This window comes from Haloarchaeobius amylolyticus, assembly GCF_042678045.1.
GTDB lineage: Archaea > Halobacteriota > Halobacteria > Halobacteriales > Natrialbaceae > Natrinema > Natrinema amylolyticus_A.
The window spans coordinates 1-22,278 of record NZ_JBHUDI010000002.1 but is presented as its reverse complement, the minus strand read 5'-3'; the positions used below and the strand labels follow the sequence as shown (position 1 = coordinate 22,278).

General features: G+C 61.5%; 23 protein-coding genes and 2 pseudogenes. 9 read left to right on the top strand and 16 right to left on the bottom strand.

Going from position 1 to position 22,278, the window contains the following annotated elements; translation table 11 throughout:
• Positions 1 to 268: 268 nt before the first annotated feature.
• From ACFR99_RS02870 to ACFR99_RS02860, 3 genes are all read right to left on the bottom strand, one after another.
• Entirely contained in the window at positions 269 to 718 is a 450-nt protein-coding gene (locus ACFR99_RS02870) for a universal stress protein (protein ID WP_390284214.1), read from the bottom strand.
• Between the two features lie 302 nt (positions 719 to 1,020).
• Positions 1,021 to 1,326 (bottom strand): thiamine-binding protein, encoded by a 306-nt coding sequence (locus ACFR99_RS02865; RefSeq protein WP_390284212.1) that lies wholly within the window; start codon positions 1,324 to 1,326, stop codon positions 1,021 to 1,023.
• A gap of 98 nt (positions 1,327 to 1,424) precedes the next feature.
• Complete coding sequence (locus tag ACFR99_RS02860; RefSeq protein ID WP_390284210.1) at positions 1,425 to 1,592, bottom strand: DUF5785 family protein; 168 nt, start codon at positions 1,590 to 1,592, stop codon at positions 1,425 to 1,427.
• 178 nt (positions 1,593 to 1,770) lie between these two features.
• On the opposite strand from ACFR99_RS02860, the gene rpl12p reads away from it, so the two are divergent.
• Positions 1,771 to 2,097, top strand: coding sequence for a 50S ribosomal protein P1 (gene rpl12p / locus ACFR99_RS02855; protein WP_390284208.1), 327 nt, complete (start codon positions 1,771 to 1,773; stop codon positions 2,095 to 2,097).
• A gap of 144 nt (positions 2,098 to 2,241) precedes the next feature.
• Here rpl12p and ACFR99_RS02850 read toward each other — a convergent pair whose 3' ends face one another.
• Together ACFR99_RS02850 and ACFR99_RS02845 are read right to left on the bottom strand one after the other, a co-directional pair.
• A complete protein-coding gene (locus ACFR99_RS02850; protein WP_390284206.1) occupies positions 2,242 to 3,462 on the bottom strand; it encodes an RNA-guided endonuclease InsQ/TnpB family protein in 1,221 nt (406 codons plus the stop codon).
• Positions 3,463 to 3,606: a DUF2080 family transposase-associated protein gene (locus tag ACFR99_RS02845; protein ID WP_138781446.1), complete on the bottom strand. Its 144-nt coding sequence runs from the start codon at positions 3,604 to 3,606 to the stop codon at positions 3,463 to 3,465.
• 261 nt (positions 3,607 to 3,867) lie between these two features.
• Here ACFR99_RS02845 and ACFR99_RS02840 point away from each other — a divergent pair, with 261 nt between their 5' ends.
• Positions 3,868 to 4,752 (top strand): universal stress protein, encoded by an 885-nt coding sequence (locus ACFR99_RS02840; protein WP_390284204.1) that lies wholly within the window; start codon positions 3,868 to 3,870, stop codon positions 4,750 to 4,752.
• Between the two features lie 66 nt (positions 4,753 to 4,818).
• On the opposite strand, the gene ACFR99_RS02835 is transcribed toward ACFR99_RS02840, so the two are convergent.
• The 4 genes from ACFR99_RS02835 to ACFR99_RS02820 form a co-directional block, all read right to left on the bottom strand.
• The gene (locus ACFR99_RS02835; RefSeq protein ID WP_390284202.1) at positions 4,819 to 5,583 is read right to left on the bottom strand and encodes a diphthine--ammonia ligase; all 765 of its coding nucleotides are present in this window, start codon (positions 5,581 to 5,583) and stop codon (positions 4,819 to 4,821) included.
• Positions 5,584 to 5,710: 127 nt separating this feature from the next.
• Complete coding sequence (locus ACFR99_RS02830; RefSeq protein ID WP_390284200.1) at positions 5,711 to 6,088, bottom strand: hypothetical protein; 378 nt, start codon at positions 6,086 to 6,088, stop codon at positions 5,711 to 5,713.
• Between the two features lie 157 nt (positions 6,089 to 6,245).
• Positions 6,246 to 7,178, bottom strand: a complete 933-nt coding sequence (locus tag ACFR99_RS02825) for a universal stress protein (RefSeq protein WP_390284198.1) — start codon at positions 7,176 to 7,178, stop codon at positions 6,246 to 6,248.
• A 129-nt stretch (positions 7,179 to 7,307) separates the two neighbouring features.
• Entirely contained in the window at positions 7,308 to 7,931 is a 624-nt protein-coding gene (locus ACFR99_RS02820) for a SagB/ThcOx family dehydrogenase (RefSeq protein ID WP_390284196.1), read from the bottom strand.
• A gap of 55 nt (positions 7,932 to 7,986) precedes the next feature.
• On the opposite strand from ACFR99_RS02820, the gene ACFR99_RS02815 reads away from it, so the two are divergent.
• Both ACFR99_RS02815 and ACFR99_RS02810 read left to right on the top strand, forming a co-directional pair.
• Positions 7,987 to 8,433: a universal stress protein gene (locus ACFR99_RS02815; RefSeq protein WP_390284194.1), complete on the top strand. Its 447-nt coding sequence runs from the start codon at positions 7,987 to 7,989 to the stop codon at positions 8,431 to 8,433.
• Positions 8,434 to 8,527: 94 nt separating this feature from the next.
• Positions 8,528 to 9,403 (top strand): universal stress protein, encoded by an 876-nt coding sequence (locus ACFR99_RS02810; protein WP_390284192.1) that lies wholly within the window; start codon positions 8,528 to 8,530, stop codon positions 9,401 to 9,403.
• A 40-nt stretch (positions 9,404 to 9,443) separates the two neighbouring features.
• On the opposite strand, the gene ACFR99_RS02805 is transcribed toward ACFR99_RS02810, so the two are convergent.
• Positions 9,444 to 9,782, bottom strand: a complete 339-nt coding sequence (locus ACFR99_RS02805) for a DUF7344 domain-containing protein (protein ID WP_390284190.1) — start codon at positions 9,780 to 9,782, stop codon at positions 9,444 to 9,446.
• 257 nt (positions 9,783 to 10,039) lie between these two features.
• On the opposite strand from ACFR99_RS02805, the gene ACFR99_RS02800 reads away from it, so the two are divergent.
• Positions 10,040 to 10,213, top strand: coding sequence for a hypothetical protein (locus tag ACFR99_RS02800; protein ID WP_390284188.1), 174 nt, complete (start codon positions 10,040 to 10,042; stop codon positions 10,211 to 10,213).
• Between the two features lie 138 nt (positions 10,214 to 10,351).
• Here the strand turns inward: ACFR99_RS02800 and ACFR99_RS02795 are convergent, their stop codons facing one another.
• From ACFR99_RS02795 to ACFR99_RS02785, 3 genes are read right to left on the bottom strand one after another with little or no spacing between them, the layout of a single operon-like run.
• On the bottom strand, positions 10,352 to 10,747 hold the full coding sequence (locus ACFR99_RS02795) for a DsrE family protein (RefSeq protein ID WP_390284186.1): 396 nt from the start codon (positions 10,745 to 10,747) through the stop codon (positions 10,352 to 10,354).
• A gap of 1 nt (position 10,748) precedes the next feature.
• The gene (locus ACFR99_RS02790) at positions 10,749 to 11,324 is read right to left on the bottom strand and encodes a DsrE/DsrF/DrsH-like family protein (RefSeq protein WP_390284184.1); all 576 of its coding nucleotides are present in this window, start codon (positions 11,322 to 11,324) and stop codon (positions 10,749 to 10,751) included.
• Positions 11,321 to 11,581 (bottom strand): sulfurtransferase TusA family protein, encoded by a 261-nt coding sequence (locus tag ACFR99_RS02785; protein WP_390284182.1) that lies wholly within the window; start codon positions 11,579 to 11,581, stop codon positions 11,321 to 11,323. Before ACFR99_RS02785 ends, ACFR99_RS02790 begins: the two co-directional genes overlap by 4 nt.
• A 241-nt stretch (positions 11,582 to 11,822) precedes the next feature.
• On the opposite strand from ACFR99_RS02785, the gene ACFR99_RS02780 reads away from it, so the two are divergent.
• Genes ACFR99_RS02780 through ACFR99_RS02770 form a run of 3 tightly spaced genes read left to right on the top strand, consistent with a single transcriptional unit; the run spans position 11,823 to position 18,103 of the window.
• Positions 11,823 to 13,676 (top strand): 4Fe-4S dicluster domain-containing protein, encoded by a 1,854-nt coding sequence (locus ACFR99_RS02780; RefSeq protein ID WP_390284180.1) that lies wholly within the window; start codon positions 11,823 to 11,825, stop codon positions 13,674 to 13,676.
• A 2-nt stretch (positions 13,677 to 13,678) separates the two neighbouring features.
• The gene (locus ACFR99_RS02775; RefSeq protein ID WP_390284178.1) at positions 13,679 to 16,867 is read left to right on the top strand and encodes a molybdopterin-dependent oxidoreductase; all 3,189 of its coding nucleotides are present in this window, start codon (positions 13,679 to 13,681) and stop codon (positions 16,865 to 16,867) included.
• Between the two features lie 6 nt (positions 16,868 to 16,873).
• Positions 16,874 to 18,103: an Mrp/NBP35 family ATP-binding protein gene (locus tag ACFR99_RS02770; protein WP_390284176.1), complete on the top strand. Its 1,230-nt coding sequence runs from the start codon at positions 16,874 to 16,876 to the stop codon at positions 18,101 to 18,103.
• A 358-nt stretch (positions 18,104 to 18,461) separates the two neighbouring features.
• Here ACFR99_RS02770 and ACFR99_RS02765 read toward each other — a convergent pair.
• A pseudogene (locus tag ACFR99_RS02765) lies at positions 18,462 to 19,538 on the bottom strand (ISH3 family transposase).
• Positions 19,539 to 19,926: 388 nt separating this feature from the next.
• Positions 19,927 to 20,214: an amphi-Trp domain-containing protein gene (locus ACFR99_RS02760; protein ID WP_390284174.1), complete on the bottom strand. Its 288-nt coding sequence runs from the start codon at positions 20,212 to 20,214 to the stop codon at positions 19,927 to 19,929.
• Between the two features lie 183 nt (positions 20,215 to 20,397).
• Between ACFR99_RS02760 and ACFR99_RS02755 the strand changes: the two are divergent.
• Positions 20,398 to 20,682, top strand: a pseudogene (locus ACFR99_RS02755) (phosphatase PAP2 family protein); the annotation flags it as partial.
• A 448-nt stretch (positions 20,683 to 21,130) separates the two neighbouring features.
• On the opposite strand, the gene ACFR99_RS02750 reads toward ACFR99_RS02755, so the two are convergent.
• Positions 21,131 to 22,150, bottom strand: coding sequence for a lysylphosphatidylglycerol synthase transmembrane domain-containing protein (locus ACFR99_RS02750; RefSeq protein WP_390284172.1), 1,020 nt, complete (start codon positions 22,148 to 22,150; stop codon positions 21,131 to 21,133).
• Positions 22,151 to 22,278: the final 128 nt, after the last annotated feature.

Here is a 22,278-nt window from a genome sequence, read left to right as displayed (position 1 = left end):
ATGTGATGTTTTTACCGTTTTCTATCCCGAAAACATACTTCTGGAGCGGCGACATCTCGGCTGCAAATAAAACATACGCACGTATTCAGATCTATCACATCGGTCGCCAGCCATGCGGTAAAACACGTGACACATCACGCCTCCCCACCATAGTTCGTATCCTGTGAGACGCTCGTCACTCCCAACTGATCCGGCTCTCACGGCGCCTCATGTGGCGTGATGTGACACTCGAGGACGTGCGGTACCGACCGGAAACCAGACATCGGCCCTACGTCGTGTCGGCCGGCTGTTCCTCGCGGATGATCGTCACGGACCCCGGTGAGCGACGAGCGACCCGTTCGGCGACGCTCCCGAGCAAGAATCGCGATAGCCCGCGGCGCCCGTGACTCCCGAGAACGATATGGTCGATGTCGTGGTCCTCTGCATACCGGACGATCGACGCCGCCGCCGTTCCGACCGTCGTGTCTGTTTTCAGGTCTGCATTGTATTCCGCTGCGATCTTGGTCGCCTCCTCGAGGAGCCGTTCGGAGGACTCCTGTGACTGGGTGTAGGCCGTCTCCGAGTAGAAGCCGTTGAGGCCGTCAGCACTCACCCATTCTTGTGGGTCGCGTACGTGGAGGACGTGGATCTCGGCGTCAGTGTACGTCGACAGCGCGTGATGCAACGCGGCGGTTGCCTGCGGCGATTCGTCGAACGCGACCAGAATCCGGGATGCCATGCGCCATCTGTGAACGGCCAGCGATGAATACGCTTTGGGGCCCTCGTTTTGCTGACGATTCTCAGGCCCACTGCCCCCCCGATTCATCGAGACTGCTGTCGTACCCACCGGATGTCGCCGAAGCACTATCACCACTGCAATTTCTGCGGAGACGACTTCGACACCGGTGAACAGCTTCGCGAACACGTCGAGTGACGCCATCCCGAGAAAGACGTTTACTGGTGGGTCGTCGCGGAAGATCCGTGACGAAAAAGACGCGGTCGGTCGCTGACGGTACCGATTCGGTTGCCATCGCCTCGTCGCTATCCTTGTGGCATTCGGCCGAGTTCGTGTTCGACCGCCGCCACTCGGTCTGCCGTGTGCTGCTCGCGATCGGGCTGGTGGTCGATCTCCAATGAGGTGATGATTCGGTCTTCGTCGATCGCTTCGTGTGCGGCCGCTGCGGCGTCGAAGATCTCGCTCACGTCGTCGGCTTCGATGACCGTGTCCATCGGCGTGAGTTCGTACGAGATGTCGAACTGATCGAGCGCGTCGATCGCGGCGGCGATCTGGTCCGACATCTGTTCCTCTCGTACCGGAATGATCTCGAGTCTGGCGATTGCTGTCATGGGTATCTCCTCCAGTGGGGCCACAGTCGTTCGACACCGTGGCACACGACGTACGCTCGGCATCGTCAAATTCTTTCGTGAGTCAACTCGAGAGACACTCAGGCGTGTTTCTCCGTCGGCTGGGCGCCTGTCGGACTGGACTCCCAGAAGTCGCCGGCGCGCATCGCATTCCCGACGGCCCTGTGGATGTCGACCATCGTCTCGAATTTCTCGGGTACGACGTACTCGACGCGCTCGCTGAGTGGCCCGATCCACGAGCCTGTCAAATCGGGGTATCCCGCTGAAGTAGTCGCACGACTGGTCTGTCCGATCGTGTGTTTGTCACGTTTCATGATCAACGGAGCGACTATGTGTTTCGTTACCGTAGGGGGTGCTCGACCGGGGTCGAGTCCTACGTCTCGCCAGTGAGTATCCGTGGATCGACTTCGGGGACCGGTGATCGCCATGGAGTACGTATACGCAGCCCTCATCTTGCACGAATCGGACGAAGAGATCAGCGAAGACACCCTCACGGACGTGCTCGACGCGGCCGGCGTCGACGTCGAGGAGTCCCGCGTGAAAGCACTCGTCGCCGCGCTCGAGGACGTCGACATCGAGGAAGCCGTCTCGGAGGCGGCGGTCGGTGCGCCGGCACCCGCTGCACCCGCTGGGGAAGCTGGAGAAACGGAGGCGGAAGCGGAGGAAGAAGAGGCACCCGAGGAGGAACCGGACGAAGACGAAGATGAAGACGAAGGCGCTTCGGGTGAAGGGCTCGGAGAGCTATTCGGCTAACACCGTCTTTTTTACGGCGAGCTGTCTCATTGTGCAACTGTTGTCGGAACTACTGTCCGTCACTGCACACCTGGGCGGACGCAGTCTGTCGTATGGGACGATCACGATCAGCTTAGACAGTGACTTCCTCCCCACCCTACTCGCTCACCGCTGACGCGGTTCGCTCCTTGAGGTGGGGCTTCCTGTTTCCACGACGCGCTTTGCAGACACCGAATCGGTGTCCGTAGGGAGCGCAGTCTCCACAGGCGTTGATTCGGGACAGCCCGTCCCTACTTTGTCGAGACCGCGAGAAAGAATGTTCCACGACGCATTCGCGTCTCTGTCCGCCACGAACCCACACGACGGACACGAATGCTCGCGCACCCACAGCGGTTTGTCCGTCTCTGTTCCACACGACGCACACTCTTTCGTCGTTCCTCGCGGGTCTACGGCGACGAAATACGTCCCCTCACGCTCGCACTTGTATTCGAGTATTCGGAGGAACGTTCCCCACGAGGCTCCAGCTCGGTTCCGCGAGTTGCCCGGAAGTTCGACCAGTCCCTTCGCGTCCAAGTCCTCGACCGCTACAAGGTTGTACTCACGGGCGTAGTACGCCGAGAGTTTGTGGAGGAAATCACGTCGCTTTCGCTTCAAATCGGCGTGTCGGCGGGCAACCGTCTTGCGCTGTTCCTCCCAATTGTTCGACCCATGTTCTTTCCGCGAGAGGTTGCGTTGGGCACGTTCCAACCGCTCGCGTTCATCCGAAAGGTCCGGCGACTCGACGGCGAGATCATCGCTGTCATGGACGTATTTTAGGACACCTACATCGATACCAACTGCGTCGGTCACTTCGTCGGGTTTCTCGGGTGGGTCGTCGGGAGTTTCGACGCCGAGAATGGCGTACCATTTGCCGGTGGGTTCGCGTTTGACCGTGACGGTCTTGATGGTGGCGTCGTCGGGAAGGTCACGGTGGAACATGAGGGGAATGTCACCAATCTTCGAGAGCCACAGTCGAGTCCGGCCACTCGTGTTTTTGAGTTTGAAGCCGGACTGACTGTAGGTGAACGACTGGTACTCTCCCGGTGCTTTCCACTTCAACTTCCCAACGTTGTAGCCGTTCTCTTTGCGAGCCTTGAGCGTTGAGAGGTTATCGTATAACCGCTGAACGACTTTCTGAAGCACCTTCGAGTGAACGTCTCGCAGGTCACTCCACCACTTCTTGTGGTCTGGTAGGCGTTTCTGTTCGGAGTACGCCGACGTGTCGTCGTGTCTGTTGAGGTGGTGGAGGAAATGATTGTAGACCTGTCTACAGGTATCGACAGTCCACGCTAACCGCTCGCGGAGGTCGTCGAACGGGTTCAGCCGATACCTGTAGTTGTAGTTCATCTATTCGTCGTCGGGGTCAGAAGTACGGACGACTTTTACGTCTGCGCCACGCCAGCGTTTCGGGACGTAGACGTGAGCGCCGTTGCCGGTGGCTTTTACGTCGCCGTCCACGACTTCGTGGCCGTTGATTGTGAACTGCCCCATATAAGATGTAGATATATTATTAGTAGAAATAAACGCTTCGGTTGGCCTGTGGGCCGGTCGTTGTGGAGTGTATGTGAGACGATGACGGCGCTGTATCCCCGCCCTACTGCGCTACTCGGCTTCGGCCTGCGTTGCTCCTTGAGGACGGGGCAGTAGCGCCTGAATTTTAGGTAAACGTCGTCTCGTCACTGTACTGCTGCTCGCTGCGACGGCCGCATACGGACAGGATAGGTGTAAGTGATCACCGACCGAATGGGACGTATGTTCGATCGCCTGCTCGTCCCGACCGATGGAAGTGGTCCTGCCACCGCTGCGCTCGAGTTTGCGGCCAAGTTCGCGTCGGCATCGGCAACCATTCATCTCCTCTTCGTCGACGAGCGAACCGATGATGGCGACGACACCGACGGCGACCACCGTCCAGCGGCTGCGCCGGGTGACGAGATCCTCGCTGCCGCTCGTGAGCGGGCGACCGCCGCCGGCGTGTCCGTCGTGAGCGACGTCCAGCGAGGGACGCCGCGGGAACGGATTCTCGAGTACGCTACGACGCACGATATCGAGCTGATCGCGATGGGATCACACGGACGACGGAGAGTCGGCCGGCTGGCACTGGGGGACGAAACCCAGGGTGTCGTCCGCGATGCATCGGTGCCCGTGCTCGTCGTTCGAGCGAGCGACGACGTCCGAACGGTCTACCCGCACGAGCGGATCCTCGTGCCCACGGACGGCAGCGAACACGCGGACGCAGCGCTTGATCTCGGACTCGAGGTGGCAGCGGACACGGGGGCACGGCTCGATCTGCTTTCGGTCGTCAGCGTGACACGCTACGGGTCCGACGTCGAAACCGATCGGTTGATCGACCGTCTCGAGGAAAACGCTCGAGCGGCCCTCGAGAAGACGGCAGCGAACGCGGCCGAAACCGGCGTCGAGATTCACACGGCGGTCACTGTCGGAACGGTCCACAGGGAGATCGCCACGTACGCCGAGACGGAGCGGATGGACCTGCTCGTCATGGGGACACACGGACGGAGCGGCGACGGTCACGCTCGAGAACTGCCTGGCAGCGTCACGGAGCGCGTACTTCGGACCGCACCGGCACCCGTGCTCACTGTTCGGGCTCCCGAGGCGAACGGCTCGTCTCTCGAGTGATTGGCTCGGGTTGCAGACCCATCGGAATCTGCACCTGGCTGGCCCTCGATGTCGCGAGACTGTTCTTTAGGTACTGTCCTCGTCTGCTGACGGAGGCGGGTCGAGCCAGGCGTCGGTGATTCGGATCCGGCCCCACGTGCCGTACCACTCCCGCTCGAACTCGAGCGCGATGGGACGGGCCATGTGTGGGCCGTCGGTGACGATCGTCTGGTACTCGCCGCCGTCACCCAGCACGTGAACGCCGTACTCGTGGTGAAGCGTCGCCAGTTCTGCCAGCGCGTCGTGATCGAGCTGTCGGCCGAGCCACGACTCGTCGAAGCCAGGCGCTGCGACTTCGGCGATGCGTATCGTCAGCCCACCGTCGATCATGCTCTCCGCGAGGTCGCGTGGATCCGCTTGCCACAGTGGGGCATCGAACTCACAGCCGATGCGATCGCACATCGACTGCAGTCGATCGGCCTGGTAGTCGCTCCCGACCGTCCCAGCGACGATCCCGCGCAAGCCGCCGTCGAATTCGGCGTCCAGTCGCTCGAGGGCTGGCTCGAGTGCCTCCCGCTCACCGTCTTGTTCCGTTGAGACACCCGCTTGCATATCGGGCGGCTCCATGTCGGTGACTGGGAGTCCGACCTCGACGACGGGAAGCCCGATGCTGCGGGAGGCCAGTCGTATCACCGGCTGTGCGGGCGTGTGGTACATGTGCGATGTCTCTGGCGGCTGGACGACGACCAGTGTGCGGACGTCACGGCCGGACTCGACGACCTGAGAGAGCGCCCACGAGGACTCCTTGCCGCCGGAAAAGAGCGCGACCCAGCCGCCGTTGGCGTCGGACATACGTCCGCTTCACCAGTGACGGCTAAATTCCTGTGGCTCAATTCACTGCCGGTTCCGTTGCCGGCGTAACGACTCCGTTTTCGGGTCGCTATCGGTAGCCGACGGCCAGCGTCCCGTTGGACGACGATCAGATCCGATTTCGGTTGGCGCCGTCACCCGTCTCACTGTCAGACAACTGGCGTTCGATCGTCGGCGATCGAGACTGGAGCGATCGCGAGACCCACTGCCAGACGGCACGTCCACCGATCGCGCCGAGCGACGTGAGAACCAGCAGCGAGCAGAAATACCACGGCTGTGATTGCACCACGTACAGCCCTCTCGTGGATCCGGGCACGACACCGAGTGCCAGCAGGTAGCAGCCCGTGAGAAGCCCGAACGACGAGCGGCGATACTCGTGCCAATAGAGGATACCGACGAGGAGACCGGCGAGGAGACCAAGTTGGCCGGAATGAAGTTCAGGAATCGTACTGAAAACCGAGGACAGGACTGTCTCGACGGTCGCCATGAACACGTTGTCCTATGCGGGAACCGCCATACGAATTGACCTTCAATTGGGGAGCCATTATAGCGAGCAGTCGTTCGATCGCCACGACCCGTTCCCATTTGGCCTATCTCACAAATTCTACCTATTGCAACTATTGTATCTATTAGTACTATTTTATCTATTCTCCTTCCTCTTCGCGTTCGCGCATCGGCACACAAACCACGGGCACGTCAGCACTCCGGACGACGTTTTCCGTGACGCTGCCGAGCAGATGTCGCTCGAGCCCCGAGCGCCCGTGCGTTCCGATCACGATGAGATCGACCCCTGTGTCGTCGGCGGAGTCCAGAATCACCCTCGCCGGCGGGCCGTTTGCGACGGTTCCCGTGACGCTGACACCGGTTTCCCTCGCGCGTTCACGAACCGCTTCGAGTGCGGTCTCGCCTGCCTGCTCGAGTTCGGAGAGGATCGTACTCGGTTCCGATCCCATCGTGAGCCGGCTCGTGTCGGCCGAGTAAAGCGCGTGCACCATTGCGTCGAACACGTCCGCGAGGTGCACACCCCAGTCGACGGCGGCCGCTGCGCCCTCGCTGCCGTCCGTCGGAAGGAGCACGTTCTCGGTGGTTTCCGGAGTGAGTGACCCGTCAATTGCCGCTGGCGGGACAGCCAGCACCGGGACATCGACCGTCCGAAGGACGTTTTCGGTCACGCTTCCGAGGACGACCCGCTTGAGTCCCGCGCGGCCTTTCGTGCCCATCGCGATGACATCGATTTCGGATGCATCGGCGTAGTCGTCGATACACTGAAACGGCTTCCCCTCTTCGACCGCGGTGGTGACCGCGAGATCGGGTGCTCGTTCCTGTGCCGTCGTCACGACGGTTTCGACGGCTTCTTCGGCGGCGTCTTCGAGTGCTGTCCGTTCGTCCGCCGTCGTGTCGGAGTCGAAAACGGATGAAACGCTCTCGAGTTCCGTCGTGTCGACGACTGAGAGGACGTGGAGCTCTGCGTCCACTGTCGCAGCCAGGTCTATCCCACGCTTTGCACCTGCGAGAGCACCATCGCTCCCGTCCGTCGGTACCAACACCGAATCGATCGTCTGAGTCGTCGCTGACATTACCTCTTCATTCGTCGCCGCACCCAATAATGGTGGGGGGCTCCCGGCCGTGCGAGAATGCGGGTCAGACACCGATCGTACACCTGTCGCCGGCGACGAGCTGCCAGCACTATCGCTCGAGCCGCCCTGTCACCCGGATGCCGGTCGGTGACCGACCGGCAACAGATACAGCGGCTCGAGTTGCGCCGACAGCGACAGCGCAGTTGTGACGTCATCGTCGTCGAACGCGCCAACAGGACAGGTATTCAGCTCTCGTGCCTCACAGACGAGGTGGACGTTCTCCGCGGCATGTCCGGCCTCCATGTGGACGTACCGCTCGCCGTGGGCCGGATACTGCCGTCGCGTTCGATCGTATGCCGCCGCTATCACGATCGTCATCGGGGCCTCCGCGATGACCGCTTGGTCGAGCGCCGCGGCCGTGAGATCGTCGTGGACGGCCGTCTCGCGCTCGCGTTCGAGTGTGTGTCGCGCCGGCTCGTACCGGTATAGTCCCGCCTCGAGGTCCTCGTCTCCGGCTGGCGCGACCTCGAGAAAGACGGTGAGCGGATACGTCGCACCGGCGCTCGGCGCGGCGCGTAATTCGACGCCGTCTCGGACGTGCGTTCGTCCCTGGGCCGCCCACAGGAGCTGGGCTATGTCGTCGATGTCGATCGGCGTCTGGGCAAACGACCGGCGGCTTTCTCTGGTCGCGATCGCCCGTTCGACGCTCGTCGACCCGTCGGTTTCGGGATCGGGAAGCTCGATCGAGGCCATCTCGAGCGTGTACGTGCCCCAGGAGGTTATAGCACTCCGTGGGAAAGCAGTACGTATGTCGCGGACAGTACTCGTCCCAGTCGACGGCTCGCCGCTATCGTTCGACGCGCTTCGGCACGCGTTTCGGGAATTTCCGGACGCGACGATCGTCGCGTACCACGTCGTCGACTTGTTCAGGCCAGAGTACGGGACGCTCGAGGACACCGGTTCGACGTACGAACCGATGATCGGGACGGACGCGTGGGACAGTGCCGTCGACGATGCCACCGATCGCCTCTTTGCGGAGGTCACCGAGATCGCCGACGAGTACGACCGATCGGTCGCGACCGACTCGGACATCGGCGATCCGAAGCGACTCGTAGTCGAGTACGCGACCGTTGAAGATATCGATCACGTCGTTCTCGGCTCTCACGGACGGCTGGACGAACGACGCCCCCTCTACGGGAGTGTTGCCGAGACCGTCGTTCGTCGCGCCCCGGTTCCGGTCACCGTCGTTCGGTGAGGTCCCATCGTTCCCGTGCCAGCACTGCCATGTCGTGTCACGCTTGATGAACGTGTGGGTGCGTTTGATACCCACTCGGCGTAAACGTGTGGCTATGTTCAACACGTTGCTCGTCCCGACCGACGGCAGCGCTGGTGCCGAGGCGACGATCGGACACGCGATCGAACTGGCCCAGACATACGGCGCGGCCATGCATACACTCTACGTCGTCGACACCGGTGCTGAGCCGACCGGAATCGCCGGTGCAGACCGCGAGGAACTCTACGCACCATCCGAACGACGGGGACGCGAGGCGACGATCCGGATTACTGATCGTGCTGAGGACGCTGACCTGGCGGCCGCTCGAGAGGTGCGTGAGGGATCCCCCCACGAAGAGATTCTCGCGTACACGGACGAACACGACGCCGATCTCATCGTGATGGGGACACACGGCCGGACCGGCGTTGATCGGGCGCGACTGGGGAGTACGACCGAACGCGTCCTCATGCTCGCTGACGTGCCAGTGCTTTCGGTCCGGTTGGGAGACGACCGCGAGACAGAACCGGCGACCGGTCCGTACGAGCAAGTGGTAATTCCGACCGATGGAAGCGGCGCCGCCGACCGCGCCGCGGAAACGGCACTCGACATCGCAGAGAAATACGACGCCGACGTACACGTCGTCTACGTGGTCGATCCGACGCCGTATGATCTCGAGGACGCGCCACGGAGCATCATCGGCTCCCTCAAAGAGGGTGGCCGCAAGGCGACGGAGACGGTCGCGGCCATGGCACGCGACCGGGACCTTTCCGTGACGACCGCTGTCCGTCGAGGGAAGCCGGCAGACGAACTCCTCGCGTCGGCGTCGGCGGTCGACGCCGACCTCGTTGCGATGGGGACGCGCGGCCGGACCGTCGGGACCGGCCGATTACTGGGCAGCACGACGGCCCGCGTCGTTCGGCGCTCGCCGATTCCCGTGTTGACGGTCGGATAGCGGACTCGAGCGTCGTCCTGCGTCGCCTCCTCGCTGCGAGCTACTCCGGCTCGACTGCGTCGAGGACGTCCGCGAGCCCGTCACACTGGTAGTGCCGTACCGTTCCCTCCTGTCTGTCGTACTCGATTATCCCCGTGTCTTCGAGCATCGGTAAGTGGACGTGGTGAAGGTCTCGTTCCCAGTTATTGATGGGTTCCTCCTCGTGCGATCCCGCTAGCCGCTGTGCGAGTTGCTCGCGGTGAATCCAGGTGTCCTCATAGTTCGCTAACGATTCGACAACCCGTCGTCGGGAGGCGTCGGCGAGCAGCCGAAGAATCTCGTCTGCCTCACAGGCACACTGCACGAGTCCGTCGTCGTCTGTGATCGGGAACTCGGTCATGACTCGATTTGAACCAATTATCGATTGACTGGTTGAAGTACCCCCGCTGGTGTTCCCGTGCCGTGAAAGCACCGTACTCGTTGAACAGTCCGTCGACCCTATCTAACGATATCTCTCGATGCAACTATCCGTGATGGATCGCGCGACAGCGCTGTGATCGGCGTTCGAGCAGGGTCGTCCGTCAGGAGACAGTAGTGGTGTGTGGACCCGTTCGTCCAAATCGCGGTCGTTATCCGCTGGTATCCCTGAGGACGGATGTGACCTCCCCTGAACCCTGCGCTGGCGAAGAGCAGGCGCTAGTCAGTCGTGGCTACCGGATCACCGTCGACGACGGCCGTGACTCGTTTTACGCGATCTGTCTCGAAGAGCCAGATAGCGAGACCGCGTGGCTCATGTCCGACACCGTCCGCTCGCTTGAGGAGATGGTGTAACCCGCTCTGGCCTGTCGTCTCAATCGCGATACTGCGAGCTCCCTGCTACTCCCTCCTCGAGCGTGTCTCGGCGTCCTTCGGATGGCGACCGAAGCACGCGTGTGCGGTGGTGTCTACCCGGGACAGCCGGCAGTCCGGCTACCCGAAACTGAACACGTGGGCGGCGTCCGCCGTTTCGTCGAGGAACGCGGCTGCCCCGGCGAATTCGGTCGTAATCGACTCGTCCATCTCGTCTTGATCCCAGTCGAGCATGTCGATGGTGGTCGTACAGGCGACGGTCGTGACGAGGTCGCCGCCAGTTTCGACGAAGTCCTCGAGCATCTCGTAGGGATCGGGCACGCCCGCCTCGACCATCCGCTCGAAGTCACCGAGGTCCTTCTCGCCCGACAGCAGGTGTGTGAGTCCGTCGAACGTGAAGTAGACGACCACCTCCGTCTCCATCGCCAGGGCGACCTGCCCGAGGTTCATCGCCATGGCGAGGCTTTTCGGATCGTCGCTGTACACAATGATGCCGATCTTGTCGATGGATGTCATATCAAACGAGTAGCTGAATGTCCGCGTCGGCCATGTGCTCGAGTGCAGTCGCCGCGCCAACGCCTGTCGTGACGCCGTCGTAGAACTCCTCTTCGTCGTAATCCATCAGATCCTGGGTCATTTGGCAGGCCTGTAGCTCGACGCCCATCTCGAGGGAGGTGTCAATGAGCTCCTCGATGGTGGCCGTGTCGTTGTCCTCGATGCGGCGGTTCATCATCCACGTCGTCATCCGATCCATGCCGGGGAGCGCGGCGAGTACGTTCGGCACCGGCATGTTCGGGTTCCCGACGGAACTCAACTTGAGTTCCGTCGAGCGCTCCTCGTGGAGCATCTCCAGGCCCCAGAACGTGTGGAAGACCGTCACGTCCCAACCGAACGCCGCTGCCGTACTCGCCAGAATGAGCGGCGGGTACGCCATGTCCAGCGTGCCTTTCGTTGCGATGATGGTCATCCGCTTTTGGCCGTCATCATCGCGTTTCACTGCGGCGAGCTCCTCCCGGAGTTCGTTTATTTGCTCTTGGAGATGCGCTGTACTCGAGTCCGCCGTCGTCTTCTCTGTCGACGAATCAGTGCTCATGCCTCCGTCCTCCGGACGTAGTGTCGATAGACTGTCTCGCCGTCCTCGTCACCCTCGTCTTGTTCGAGGAGCTCTACGCCATCCGTCGAGCTCGCCCACCCGTCGATATCGGATACACTCCCGGGATCCGTCGCGATGACCGCGATGACGTCTCCCGACTCGAGGCTGTCGACTGCCTGCTTTGCTTTCACAACCGGCAGCGGGCAGTTCTGCCCTTTCACGTCGACCGTTTCGGTGATGTCGTAGTCCGTACTCATGTGTCTTGCCGGCCTCGCACAACTGTGCCTATTATGAACAAGTGGTTAAAGTTTCGCACTTCTGAAAATTGCGTGATAGTCTCTACCATAGACATTAGTGTTCGCGTTGTCACCGCTTCTTTCTGGTTGAGATGATTGATTCATAACCGGTATACTGCGTTTCCAGCGCTGGTCGTGTCCCGATTTCGTGCCTCATATTCGGTATATTGTACAATTCGCACAAGATTTAAGTACCGTCTTGATGCACGTTAGTTGTTGCCACGAACCAACGGAGGTGGGCTACATTACGAACTACGGCTTCGTCATCGACAACAGGAAATGCATCGGCTGTCACGCCTGTACGGTCGCCTGTAAGGGTGAGCACGACGACCCGATCGGCGTGAACAAGACCTGGGTCAAGTACATCGAAAAAGGCGAGTTCCCAAACACGAACCGCAACTTCTCGGTGATGCGGTGTAACCACTGCAACGACTCCCCGTGTACCGACGTCTGTCCGGTAACCGCGCTGTGGGAACGCGAGGATGGTATCGTCGACTTCGACCCTGAACGCTGTATCGGCTGCAAGGCCTGTATGCAGGGATGTCCGTACGACGCGCTCTACATCGATCCCAATACGGAGACGGCGGCGAAGTGTAACTACTGCAGCCACCGGGTCGACACGGGACGCGAGCCGGCCTGCGTGACCGTCTGTCCTGAAGACGCGATCCTCGCCGGCGATCTCGAGAATGCCGACACCGAAATCGCTCGCACGATTTCCCGCGAGGAGGTTCAGGCTCGCAAGCCCGAGAAAGGGACCGAGCCGAAGCTGTTCTACGTCGACGGCGACGAGGGCAGTACCACGCCGGGGACGACCGCCCGCGAAGAACACTACATGTGGAGCGACGCCCCCCATCAGGTCGAGACCGAAGGCGGCTCGGTCCCCGATTTCGACCTCGAGAAGGCTGCCGAGTCGCTCGCGGCGTCGGATGTCTCGCTCGGCGATGCCGACGGATCGGACGATTCGGAGGCCCGCGCGGACGGAGGGCGCGAAGACTGTGGCTGTGACTCCTGTGCGTGTGGCGAGGGAGAAGCCGTCGAGCGGTCCGAGACTGTCCGGACTGCAGACCGGGAGTCGGACGGCGGCTACCAGTCGGACGGGGGATACGACACCGCGTCGTCCGGACGAACGCGCGACGAGGGCACCGAGAGTCGCACCGAACGCGCCTACGAACTCCTCCACGAGGAAGCGACGCGGGTCTACGACATCGGGGAGAGCCACTACGGCTCCTGGGGCTGGGAGGTGTACTCCTACACCTGGACGAAGGGGATCGCAGCCGGGATGCTCATGCTTCCGGCGCTATTCATGTTGTTCGGACTGGTCGAACCCAGCGTGGCCGCCTTCGGCGCGAGCGCGGTCGTCAGCGGCCTGTTTCTGGGTGCGACCGGCGTTCTCCTAATCCTGGATCTCGAGCAGCCGATGCGGTTTCACTGGGTGCTGTTGCGGCCGAACTGGAACTCCTGGCTCGTGAAGGGTGCCTACATCATCTCCGCAACTGGCGCATACCTCGGACTGGTCGTCCTGGGCGCGCTTCTCGGAATCGAGGCCATCGTTACCCCGCTTTCGCTGGGTGTGGCCGCCGTCCTCGGTGCAGCGACGGCGGTCTATACGGCCTTCCTGTTCAGCCAATCGAAGGGACGTGACCTCTGGCAGAGTCCTGCGATGCCGTTGCACATGTTCACGCAGTCGGTCGTCGGCGGCAGCGCGACGCTGGTGATCCTCGGCGTCGCTGGCGTGCCGTGGTTCGACGCGATGGTCGGGCCGTCGGCGCTGGCTCTCGGTGCCGGCCTCGTCGGCCACGCCGTGCTGGTCGCCTCCGAGATCTTCACGCCCCATCAGACCGAGGACGCCGAGGAAGCCGCCGCACGTATCACCCGCGGCCGATTCCGGACGGCGTTCTGGGTCGGTGGCGTCGTCGTCGGCATCCTGTTGCCGCTGGCGGCACTGGCCGTCGGTTTGCCGATCCTCGCCGCAGTCGCCGGCGCGCTCGCACTTGCTGGGCTGTTCGCCTTCGAGTATTGCTGGATAACCGCTCCGCAGACGATTTCACTCGCCTGACCATGGGACACGAATTCGATCCGAGCCGCATCGAGAAGCTCGCCGAACGACTCGGCGTCATTTCGAACCGCACCGAGAACACGAAAAAACAGCGACAGCGCCGCGGCGTCGACGGCATCGACCGCATCGCCCCGGAGGGCGAACTCGGCTCGTACCCTGACCCCGAGCAGTGGCACGACTGGGTCGAATACGAGTCCGAGGGCCTCCCGAAGGACTACTCGGTCGTCCCGACGGCCTGCTTCAACTGCGAAGCCGGCTGTGGGCTACTCACCTACATCGACAAGGAGACCGGCGACATCCGCAAAATCGAGGGCAATCCCGAACACCCCGGCAGCCGGGGACGAAACTGCGCGAAGGGACCGGCCACGATCAACCAGATCAAGGATCCCCAGCGCATTCGCTATCCGCTCAAGCGGGACGGCCCGCGCGGGAGCGGCGAGTGGACCCGCGTGTCCTGGGACGATGCCCTCGAGGACATCGCCACCGAGATGCGCGAGACCATCACCGACGGCCGCGAAAACGAGATCACCTACCACGTCGGCCGGCCCGGCCACGAGGGATACATGGACCGGGTCATCAACGCCTGGGGACTGGACGGCCACAACTCCCACACGAACATCTGCTCGGCGGGTGCCCGGGCGGGGTATGCCTTCTGGCACAAGTACGATCGGCCGAGCGCGGACTTCGCCAACGCCGAGTTCATCCTGTTGCTGTCTGCCCACCTCGAGTCCGGCCACTACTTCAACCCCCACGCCCAGCGCATCATCGAGGGCGTCATGGAGGGCGGTCAGCTCGCGGTGCTCGACCCGCGACTGTCGAACACCGCTGCCATGTCCGATTATTGGCTCCCGACCCAGCCTGGCAGTGAGGCTGCAGTCTTGCTGGCGATGGCGAACGTCATCCTCGAGGAGGGACTCTATGACGAGGAGTTCCTCTCCAACTGGGTGAACTGGCAGCAGTTCCTCGACGAGGAACATCCCGGCCGCGAACGGACGTTCGAGACGTACCTCGACGTGCTTCGGGACACGTACGCGGGCTTCACGCCAGAGTACGCCGAGGCCGAGAGCGGCGTCGACGCCGCCACGATCGAGAAAGTGGGTCGGAAAATCGGCATCGCCGGCTCGCGGTTTGCCAGCCACATCTGGCGCTCGGCGGCGTCGGGGAACGAGGGCGGCTGGCAGGTCAGTCGGGCGCTGCACTTCCTGTCCGTGCTCACCGGCAGCGTTGGCACGAAAGGTGGCACCTCGCCCAACGCTTGGCACCAGTTCGAGCCGGAACTCCCGAAGGAGCCGCCGCGCCAGCAGCTGTGGGACGAACTCCAGTTGCCGCCGGAGTGGCCCTTCGCCCACTACGAGATGAGTCAACTCCTGCCATACTTCCTCAAGGAGGGCCGTGGCAAGCTGTCGGTGTACTTCACCCGCGTGTTCAACCCCGTCTATACCTACCCCGACGGGTTCTCCTGGATCGAGGCGCTGAGCGACGAGGAAAAGGTCGGAATGCACGTCGCGCTGACGCCCACTTGGAACGAGACGGCGTACTTCGCGGATTACGTCCTGCCGATGGGTCACAGCCCCGAGCGCCACGATATCCAGAGTCAGGAAACCCACGCCGCGACGTGGGTCACGTACCGACAGCCCGTCCAGCGAGAGTTCGCCGAGCGCGAGGGCGAGGACATCGAGCGCACCTACGAGGCCAATCCGGGCGAGGTCTGGGAGGAAGACGAGTTCTGGATGGACCTCTCCTGGCGCGTCGACGAAGACGGTGAGCTGGGTATCCGGGAGTACTTCGAGAGCCCCTATCGGGACGGCGAGACGGCCGCGGCGAACGGCGGTGCGGCGACACAGCGAGACGACAGCGCGGCCGAGCAGGAAGCACCGAGCAGTAACGAGGCCGCCGACGAGCCCCCGCAGATGACCGTCGACGAGTACTACCGCTACGTCTTCGAACACGAGGAGAACCTCGTCGAAGCGGCCGAGGAGGCCGGCATGGAGCCCCTCGAGTACATGAAACACCACGGGGCGTTCGAAGCCAGCCAGAACGAGTACGAACTCCACGAGGAGCCGCTCGATCCGGCGTTGCTCGATGAAGACGGCGTGTTCGTCGACGAATATGGGACCATCCACCGGGTACTGGATGCGGACACCGACGTTTCGATCCCCGAAGGGGCGGCGCAGTCGGCCGAAATCGACGAGGGGGCCGATCATCCTGAGGGGTACGATACGGTTCCGCATGGCTCTCTCGCGGACCTCGAGACGCAGGTTCTCGGCGTGGTCGTTGACGGCGAACCGAAACGCGGGTTCCCCTCGCCGACCGGCAAGCAGCAGTTCTACTCGAAGACGCTTGCCGAGTGGGGCTGGGACGACGAGGAGTACACCATCCCCCACTATCTAAAAAGCCACGTCCATCCGGAAAACATCGACTACGAGAACGGTGAGATGGTGCTGGTGCCGACGTTCCGCCTGCCGACGGCGATTCACTCCCGTTCGTCGAACTCCAAATGGCTCGAGGAGATCTCGCACAACAACCCGGTCTGGTTGCACCGTACGGACGCCGAGCGACTGGGCGTCGAGACGGGCGACCTCGTGCGCGTCGAGACTGATATCGGCTACTACGTCAACGAAGTGTGGGTCACCGAGTCGATCAAGCCCGGGATCGCCGCGATGAGCCACCACATGGGCCAGTGGAAGATCGACCGTGATGGCGACGGAGACTTCGACGAGGGCGGCGACCCCTACGGAAAGGTCACGGTCGATCTGCAAGACGAGGACAGCAAGTGGGGGATGCGCCAGCAGTCCGGCATCGGGCCGTTCGAGAGCGACGATCCCGACTCCGCCAGAGTCTGGTGGACCGACGGCGGCGTTCCACAGAATCTCACGCACGCACCCCACCCAGACCCCATCTCGGGGATGCACTGCTGGCACCAGAAGGTCCGGATCCAGCCGGCGAAGCCGGACGATTACTACGGCGATGTCTACGTCGATACCGACCGTTCCATGGAGATCTACCGCGAGTGGGTCGAGAAGACACAGCCAGCCGATGGTCCTGACGGGAAGCGCCGACCGAAGTGGCTCAAGCGACCGATCGCGCCGCCGATCGACCCCGACGAGGACGACGCCTGGTATCTGGACGGCCCGGTCGGCCGCAAGGAGCGATGGGATCCGGACGAGTTCGGCCTGCAGGGTGAGGACTGACCGTCGATGGTCGATTCCGACGAGACTCCTCATGCCGGACAGAACGATGGGACGCCGACAGCGCCATCCGACGCCGATCAGAAGGACGATACCGCCGCGGCCGTCGGAGAAGCCATCGCCTCGGCGGGCGTAGGGTCTGAGTACCTCTACGCTGACCTCACAGCGATCGATGGTATCAGTGACATCGTCGTGCGCGACGGCGTGGCGTCGGTCGAGATCTCACTTCCACTACCGAGCGAGCCGCTTCGCGAGCAGCTCGCCGCGGACGTGGTGGCTGCCACTGAGACGGTCACCGGTGTCGAGTCGGTCGACATCGACTTCCGGGCCAGCGCTGCCGATCCGGGAGAGCACGTCGATATGCTTCCGGACATCAAAAACGTCGTCGCCGTCGCATCGGGCAAAGGCGGCGTCGGCAAGAGCACTATCGCAGCGAACCTCGCGGTTGCGCTGGCGGATGCGGGCGCGGCAGTCGGCCTACTCGATGCCGACGTGTACGGGCCCAACGCGCCGACGCTTCTCGGCCTCGATGAACGACGACCCAACGCGACGACCGACGACGAGATGGTCCCTCGCGAGGCCTACGGAGTTCGGGCGATGAGCATGGAGTTCATCGCCGGCGAGGACGACCCAGTTATCTGGCGGGGCCCGCTCGTCGACGAATTCATCAAGCAGCTGTTCGGCGATGTTCGGTGGGGCGAACTGGACTACCTGATTGTCGACTTGCCACCGGGGACCGGAGACGCCCACCTCTCGCTGGTGCAGCACTTCCCTATCGCCGGCGCCGTCATCGTGACCACACCACAGGAAGTCGCGGTCGACGACGCCGCTCGCGGCCTCGTCGGCTTTGCACGCCACGACACACCGGTGGTGGGGATCGTCGAGAACATGGCCGGATTCGAGTGTCCGGATTGTGAGTCGATGCACGACATCTTCGGGACCGGTGGAGCTGACGACCTGGCTGATCAGTTCGACGTTCCCGTTCTGGGTCGCGTCCCACTCGAACCAGCCGTCGGGACTCCAGACGGTGACAGTGAACCGGTCCGTCCGCCCGGCATCGACGTTCCCCTCATCGGGCGCCTCGAGTTACCTCGTACGAACGAGGAACGAATGCAAAGCGACAGAGCGCCTCCGCTCGCTCTCAGGGACGACGGCGGTGCTGCCCGAGAGCAGCTCCGAATTGCCGCGACCCGAACTGCGGCGCGGCTGAACGAAGCCGCCGTAACGTTCCGAGATTGACAGCTCGGATCGGCGATCTCGTTTCGAGCAGGGCTCATAGCTTTCGCGGGCAACGACCGGCCGAACATCACTCTGAAAGCGGTATTCGGACCTGCTCGACAATGGCTGCGCCTTTCGGCCCACGTTGAATGAAGGCGCGACGAAAACACGCTTTGGAACTCTATGTTTCCTGTCGTGTCACTCCCAGTACCTCACAAGTCATCTTCAGCTGAGCCGGTCTGAAGCCAGAGTTCCGTCGCTGGTCACCGTGACCGGTTTGATTCTCTTCGACGATCGGTGAGAAGCTGTCGCTGTCGGCGGCGATCAGCCGCTGACGCGACAGCGTTGCCACTTGGGAGAGGGCGTACTCGGTCGGTGGTTAGCGGTAGAACTGATCGTCAGGTGGTCGATTTGCGGGGACGGCCCGACGCACCGCGAGAGCCGTCCACGCTGCCCGTCGAATCATGCTGATGAACTCCTTGAACGACCAGGACCAGAGGCGACGCCCGCCACGGCGGAGCGTCGCCACATATTCCCAGTGCAGATACCGCCAGACGTTTTGCAACAGCAGACTCACCACGACGTACAACAGCCGAACCACCGGATATTGTATCGAAGTTGTCACATCACTCTGTTCAGAGAGTCGGTAGCTTGCCTCGATACCGAAGCGTTTCGCGTAGTAGTATCGAGCGTCTCGTGGCGTCTCAATGAACGGCGCGTCAGCGGCGTAGCCGTGATGCGCCACTCCATGTTCGTCGTACGGCCGTTTTGGTAGGTACAGTCGATGTAGACGGGAAACTCGACGGTCCAGCTGTGTCCGTTGAGTTTCCCCGTCAGATCGTGCTGGATTATTCGGCTCCAGCCAGTCGAGAGTTCCTGCTTGATCGTCTTTCCCCACCGGACGATCGGTATGACGTAGGGGTGATTGTGTGCCTGAAGCAACCTGAGACACTTGTTGTCGTAGAATTCGCGGTCAAGATAGACGGCCTTGACGCTGAAGTAAAGCCATCGAGAACACCAAGAAACGCTCCAAGGACGCTGTTGTCAGTGTCGCCGTCTTCGAGACGGCGCACTGCCAGCGTGAACCGCTTGTTCTTCACACGCGCGTAGAGTGATGCAGGCGTGGAACGCAGTCGTTCCGCGTTTTGCTTCCGAGTGATAGGGGCCGTTCGTCTCGTCTTCGTCACCATAGTAGGGTCGCAGGTGGAGGTCAGCCACGACCACCACCTGCTCAGGCAGAATAGCGAGAACATCCTTCTGAAGCAGCGTATTGCCGGCTTGTTCAACCGATTAGATCGAACTTCTTGCGGAGGTGGTACAGAACCGTGTTTTTGATGAAGTGAGCCTTCGCTCTTCTCGCAGAGTATCGATCGACTTCCTCGTCAATCGTGTTGACGAGGAAATTAAGGAATTAGTCCTCGTGGATTGAATTGTCTGCTTGCTGGGCACTAGGCACACTCCATGCAAGCAGACTTTTCAACTACCCAGCTTCGTGAAGTACTGAGCATGTGTCTCGAAGCTTGAGTGGTGGCCGAAAGCCAGAGATCGGAGAGACGAAACCAGTTGGGGTTTTCGTGGATGTGCCGATCTCGACTAGCGCGGATCACAATCAGGTCGTGTCCCATCCGTTTTCAGTTAGGAGACATATCGCGTGACAGCGGTGGCTTATCGAGGCTACTTTTCGAAAGGAATGGGGAGGCGACGGCTGTGCACATCAAAACACCTAATCTCGAGTTACGTGTCGGATCACTACATGGGGAATGTCAGAGAACGAGCCACTTCACATCGCAGTTGATTTCGGCGGATTTGCAGCGAACGCACTGTCGTGTGCAATGTGCAACTGATCACTCGATTTCTAACTGGCCACTCTCGCCGTCTCCCTCACTACCATTCTCGTCCCATTCGAGCTCGAACTCGATGCTCAATTTACCGGGCCCGTCCGTCGGCCCTTCGCGTTCGGCTTTGACCTCGAACGTCGGGTGGGCTGGCGGTTCCATCGTCACGGACTCGGAACCCGATTTGAGTGTGACTGCGTCGCCTTGTTCGAGTTTCTCAGCGACACTGTGAAGATATGATGCGATTTCTTCTCGGTTCTGTCCGCTCTCTGATTTGAACAGGACTTCTTCGGGCATACAGAGAGACATACACCGCATGCACGGATAAGTGCAATCCCTGTACAGAACGATCCGGTGGCTAATGCAATACGTGTATAAGAACCATTCTTGAGACCCTCAGCAACAGATAAAATACACATATACTAGTTGAATTATCAAAACATTAATAATTTATAAAGGAGTTTCGACGAGTCTCGAGAGTCGTGTGACACATCGCTTGCGGTCGTCGTCATGTTGTTCGCCTGGCGATCGCGGCGGGAGTATCCGCGGTGGGTCCCGATTGCGTCGTTCGTGACGATCTGTGTCGTCTTCTCAACGATGTACCTCGCCATCCACTGACTGATCGACGTTATCGCAGGCATCCTTCTCGCCGTAGGGAGTCTCTCTGGAGCCAAGCAGATAGTTACTCGCGTGGAGGGGACGGCCAGATCTGTCCACACTACCGATGAAAGTGAAAATGCTATGATGTCCGACGGGAGTGAGTGATAGATACTATTTTTATTGACTGTATCGATGACATGCTTCTATCAAAATACGTCGGCTATCTGTCCCTCCCACCTGTCGTTTCGCAAAACCGAAGCCAAGTTGATTTCTCAGGCACTGATTTCCATACTGACATTCAATAACGGATTAATATCTTGATGTGGGTCGGCCTGGAACTCAGGTGGCAACTCCACGACGCTGGCGTCCGATTCCGGTTGCCCGTCTACTGGCAGGGGAAGAACTAACCCGACTCCAATCGATATCTGTTTGTCCGTTTTTCGCCAATCGGTTACAACAGCAAGTGACGAGCGCCAACTTGAGCAACTAAACGTACTCACGAGCGGGACTGGGTATAGAGCAAGGCGTTGAAATCGGAAGATCTCTCCCGGCATACGGTCGATCGGTCGCCCTCTGGGACTGACGGCGATAGTCTTGGTCAGCCAACAACGGTTTATTGCACTGCCCGGATGCCGAACGCCGACACCGACAGCCCGCCGATCAGGACAGGCATCCAGTAGATTGCGCCCCGGAAAATGAGGACGGCCGCGGTGATTGTTGACGCTGCAACGCCAGTCGTGGGAACGAGAAGCGTGACGAATGCGGCTTCGATACTGCCGAGTCCGCCTGGCAACGGCGCAGCGCCCGCGAGGTTCGCGAGCGGGATCACGAAGAGCGGGACATACGCCGAGACATCGTGGCCGATCGCCGCGAACGCGACCGTGAGCGCAGCCGTCTGAAAGAGCCACCCACACAGCGACAGGCCGATAATTGCGGCCAGTCGCCACCGGTCCGTCGCCACGCGTTCGATGTTCTCGAAGAACCGGCCCAGTCGGTCGGCGATGTCTTCCTCGAGCGTCTCGGAGTCGAAGCGCTCGAGTCCGAGTCGGCCGAGTCGGGGCGCGACGAGCGCGGGGAGTCGCTCGACGATCGTCCGGTGATACCGCCACACGAGCGCCATTACGAGGACGATGCCCGCGATCAGGACGACCGCCGAGCCGACGGCCGTCTCGAGACGTTCACCGATCGCTGCAGTGGTCGCGTAGTAGCCGACACCCACGAGGATCAGCGCGATCGATGGAATGACGTTGATAATGTCGACAGTCGCGATCCCGACGAGGCTGGTCTCGTAGCGGGCATCGGATGTCTTCGAGATGAGCAAGGCGGCGATCGGTTCGCCACCAGCCTGCCCGAACGGGGTAACGTTGTTCGTGAAGACGGCCCCAGCATAGACGAGAAACGACTTGCCGACCGGGAGATCAATGCTGAGCGCGGCCAGCACGGTCCGCAACATCAGACTCCAGGCGGCCAGCCAGCCGAGCGCGAGTGCGAACGTCACGACGACCAGAGAAGATGTCGCCGACAGCAACGAGTCGAGAACGTCACGGGCGCCGACGAGAAAGAACAGGATCGTAAAGGCCGCGATCACCCCGGCGATGCCGATGAGGAATGCCTGCCGATTGCGCCCGTCCATGGCGGATATGGACCATCAGCAAACTTGAAACATCTGATTGACCTCGATAGTACAACGCATACGCATTTAGCTGAATCGAGGCGCTAAGCCCTCTTCCTCAGCGAGCGAAGCGAGCAGGGAGGGGATAT

Coding starts and splice junctions, on each gene's coding strand:
- ACFR99_RS02830 (WP_390284200.1), bottom strand. CDS start 6,088: ATGGCGACCGTCGAGACAGTCCTGTCCTCGGTTTTCAGTACGATTCCT.
- ACFR99_RS02760 (WP_390284174.1), bottom strand. CDS start 20,214: ATGCCCGAAGAAGTCCTGTTCAAATCAGAGAGCGGACAGAACCGAGAA.
- ACFR99_RS02850 (WP_390284206.1), bottom strand. CDS start 3,462: ATGAACTACAACTACAGGTATCGGCTGAACCCGTTCGACGACCTCCGC.
- ACFR99_RS02790 (WP_390284184.1), bottom strand. CDS start 11,324: ATGAGCACTGATTCGTCGACAGAGAAGACGACGGCGGACTCGAGTACA.
- ACFR99_RS02845 (WP_138781446.1), bottom strand. CDS start 3,606: ATGGGGCAGTTCACAATCAACGGCCACGAAGTCGTGGACGGCGACGTA.
- ACFR99_RS02770 (WP_390284176.1), top strand. CDS start 16,874: ATGGTCGATTCCGACGAGACTCCTCATGCCGGACAGAACGATGGGACG.
- ACFR99_RS02835 (WP_390284202.1), bottom strand. CDS start 5,583: ATGTCCGACGCCAACGGCGGCTGGGTCGCGCTCTTTTCCGGCGGCAAG.
- ACFR99_RS02750 (WP_390284172.1), bottom strand. CDS start 22,150: ATGGACGGGCGCAATCGGCAGGCATTCCTCATCGGCATCGCCGGGGTG.
- ACFR99_RS02815 (WP_390284194.1), top strand. CDS start 7,987: ATGTCGCGGACAGTACTCGTCCCAGTCGACGGCTCGCCGCTATCGTTC.
- rpl12p (WP_390284208.1), top strand. CDS start 1,771: ATGGAGTACGTATACGCAGCCCTCATCTTGCACGAATCGGACGAAGAG.
- ACFR99_RS02820 (WP_390284196.1), bottom strand. CDS start 7,931: ATGGCCTCGATCGAGCTTCCCGATCCCGAAACCGACGGGTCGACGAGC.
- ACFR99_RS02840 (WP_390284204.1), top strand. CDS start 3,868: ATGTTCGATCGCCTGCTCGTCCCGACCGATGGAAGTGGTCCTGCCACC.
- ACFR99_RS02865 (WP_390284212.1), bottom strand. CDS start 1,326: ATGACAGCAATCGCCAGACTCGAGATCATTCCGGTACGAGAGGAACAG.
- ACFR99_RS02775 (WP_390284178.1), top strand. CDS start 13,679: ATGGGACACGAATTCGATCCGAGCCGCATCGAGAAGCTCGCCGAACGA.
- ACFR99_RS02825 (WP_390284198.1), bottom strand. CDS start 7,178: ATGTCAGCGACGACTCAGACGATCGATTCGGTGTTGGTACCGACGGAC.
- ACFR99_RS02805 (WP_390284190.1), bottom strand. CDS start 9,782: ATGACCGAGTTCCCGATCACAGACGACGACGGACTCGTGCAGTGTGCC.
- ACFR99_RS02780 (WP_390284180.1), top strand. CDS start 11,823: ATGCACGTTAGTTGTTGCCACGAACCAACGGAGGTGGGCTACATTACG.
- ACFR99_RS02810 (WP_390284192.1), top strand. CDS start 8,528: ATGTTCAACACGTTGCTCGTCCCGACCGACGGCAGCGCTGGTGCCGAG.
- ACFR99_RS02870 (WP_390284214.1), bottom strand. CDS start 718: ATGGCATCCCGGATTCTGGTCGCGTTCGACGAATCGCCGCAGGCAACC.
- ACFR99_RS02795 (WP_390284186.1), bottom strand. CDS start 10,747: ATGACATCCATCGACAAGATCGGCATCATTGTGTACAGCGACGATCCG.
- ACFR99_RS02785 (WP_390284182.1), bottom strand. CDS start 11,581: ATGAGTACGGACTACGACATCACCGAAACGGTCGACGTGAAAGGGCAG.